Annotated in this window: 1 protein-coding gene; it reads left to right on the top strand. The window is 57.6% G+C overall.

The window, feature by feature from the left end:
• The first annotated feature begins 411 nt into the window (after positions 1-411).
• Positions 412-2,223, top strand: coding sequence for a hypothetical protein (locus RSSM_RS30965; RefSeq protein WP_008689390.1), 1,812 nt, complete (start codon positions 412-414; stop codon positions 2,221-2,223).
• Positions 2,224-2,484 lie beyond the last annotated feature (261 nt).

The following is a 2,484-nucleotide window of genomic DNA, read 5'->3' as shown; positions in this document are numbered from 1 at the left end:
AATCAGCCAATCGGCGTTCGCCGCGGTTCTCTACCAGACAACCGGTGCGAACGCACGTCGGCCAATTCATGCCCGTCGATTTCGCATCGCCCCCGTAGGCCGGACCAAGCGAAGCGACGTTCCGGCAATCCACACAATCGTTGGACTCCACGCTTCAATCGCTAACCCGAAAACAGCCAACCGACGCCTGCTCTCGGTCTTGGAAAGACCGAGCTACGTGGGTCGACAGGTAGGTTATGCTCCACATGACACGACAGCTATAGAGCAGAAACGCTTGATTCTTTGTCGCACCTACTTGTTCGCTGCGGTGGCGTGGAAGAGGATCGATGAGAAGACGTCCCGCCTTTCCTCCCTCCCCATTCTCTTTCTCACCGACGACAGATCGACGTTGGTGTCACAAGGAGCCCTCCCATGAAACGTCGTGATTTTTTGTTGACGGCATGCGCCACCACTCTCCACGGAGCATCCCAATACCAACATGGTTTTGGCGCAGGAACCAACCCGACGCAACGCATCGATTGGACATTCGATTCGGCAACGAATCAGTATGTCGGCGTGTCTTGCAATGGAACCGAACTCGGACCGCCTCGGCACAATGCACCATTGATGCAGGCACATGCCCGCGTGCTCGGCCCCCGCGAAGCGTCGAATACCGCCGGTGCACTGCAAGTGAATCAACAGGTAATATTGCGACAGAGCCCAACCGAAACGTCGCCCAATGTTTTGCAAACGACGCTCGGCATCAAGAACGTCTCGGGGCAAACACATCAAATCGAGATTTCGTTTCAAACGGTACTCTCTCCGGATCCACAGAAAAACGCCGTCCAAGATCTATATTTGCCTCTGAACGTGGCCGGCATGACCGGCGACAAAAGGTTTGCTTCGTTGGGCGGCGCGGATTTCCTGGGCGATGGGAACGTGCATTTGAACGACGAAGAGTTTCGCTGCCACTATCTCGAACCGATGGCGAGCGATCCGAATCAACGCGAAACGACTGCGTTACTGTTGGTACCCGTCATCGACATCTCCGCGACGTCCGCAGATTGGCGAGTCGGCATCTTCACATCCTCTGATTCACCGATGCAGTTCGTGTCAAACGTGGATTCTGACGAACAGCGTACGTGGACAGCGAGACGCATTCTGTCTCTCGAACCAGGCGAATCGTTACAGGAATCCTGCTGGGTCGTGCTGCACCGATCGGACGCATCGGACGCGTGGAAAGCGTTTCATCAGTTCGCTCATGTGGAAGAGTATCAACCAATCGCGTGGACGCATGACTTCAAAGTCCACTACTACGACTACCTGTCGTCGGCCGATGGCGAGCACGGTGTTCGCGGTGATGGCTACGACGCGGACTTGCCGCATTTTCCGGAATTCCATGTTGGGCTGGCGACGCAACACGGATACTACCCGCACCTGGGCGATTACATTCACCCAGATCGAAAAACGTGGCAGGCGATGCGGGGATCCAAGCAAGGCTCGGCGACGATGTCGATCGAGAAGATGCGGCAACGTGTCGCCGATACTCGCAATGCGGGCGCGAAGGCTGGCATCTACATGCACTTGACGCTGATCGATGACCGATCGGAGCTATTCGACAAGTTCGCCGACGGCCGACGTGTCGGGCCAGACGGGCAACCGATTCGGTTTCCGTGGTCGGGGCCTGACGTCGAAGGGCAATGTTGGTGGATGTCGATCGCGTCGAAACCGTGGCGAGAGCATCTTCTGCAACAGGCTCAGTGGATCATGGAGTATTTGGATCCCGATGCGATCTGCTTTGATGAGACGTTCGCGGGGATCGGGTACGACGAAGCCCCCGGTCGCCAAGGTCCACTGTCTCCTCACGCGATCGAGTTCTTTCGCGATCTGCGTGCGATTGTTCGTTCATTCGGAGATGACCGAGCGGTGTTCAGTAGCGATTGTTCGAGGTCGGCGTTCTGTTTGTGGACCGACGGCGACGTGGGCGACCACGCGTATGCCAACTCGCTTGGCAACCCGCTCTACACGCAAGAACCGGTGCGGTACCTCGCCGCGTTGGGCGACAAAGCGTGGCGTCCGTGTGCGTGGCATTTTCGTCAAATGTGGGAACCGCAGATGAAGCTCGCCCGTCAAGTCGGAGCGGGCGTCGGCGTGTCCAACGGATGGATCGAATACGACGGCCTCCACGCCATGCCTGCCGCGGAGAAGGAGAAGATCATTACCGATATTGAATCGATCCTGTAGTGCATCGCCCGCCGTCGGGCAGTGAGGTTCAGGGAAACACACTATCGTTGGAGTCCACGGTTTTGCCGCTCGGCCCCAACTAACAGCCAACCGACGCTGCTCTCGGTCTTGGAAAGACCGAGCTACGTGGGCGAACCGATCAGCCGATCGGCGTTAGCCGCGGTTCTCTATCTGACAACCGGTGCGAACGCACTCCGGCTAATGGTTCGCGTCGTTTTTGCATCGGCACCGTAGGCCGGACCGAGCGCAGCGCTGTTCCGG

The organism is Aporhodopirellula sallentina SM41, assembly GCF_000346505.1.
In the GTDB taxonomy this organism is placed as follows: domain Bacteria; phylum Planctomycetota; class Planctomycetia; order Pirellulales; family Pirellulaceae; genus Rhodopirellula; species Rhodopirellula sallentina.
This window is presented reverse-complemented; position numbering and strand designations above follow the sequence as displayed.

Excerpts from the sequence above, each read along its gene's own strand:
- RSSM_RS30965 (WP_008689390.1), top strand. The coding sequence starts at position 412 with ATGAAACGTCGTGATTTTTTGTTGACGGCATGCGCCACCACTCTCCAC.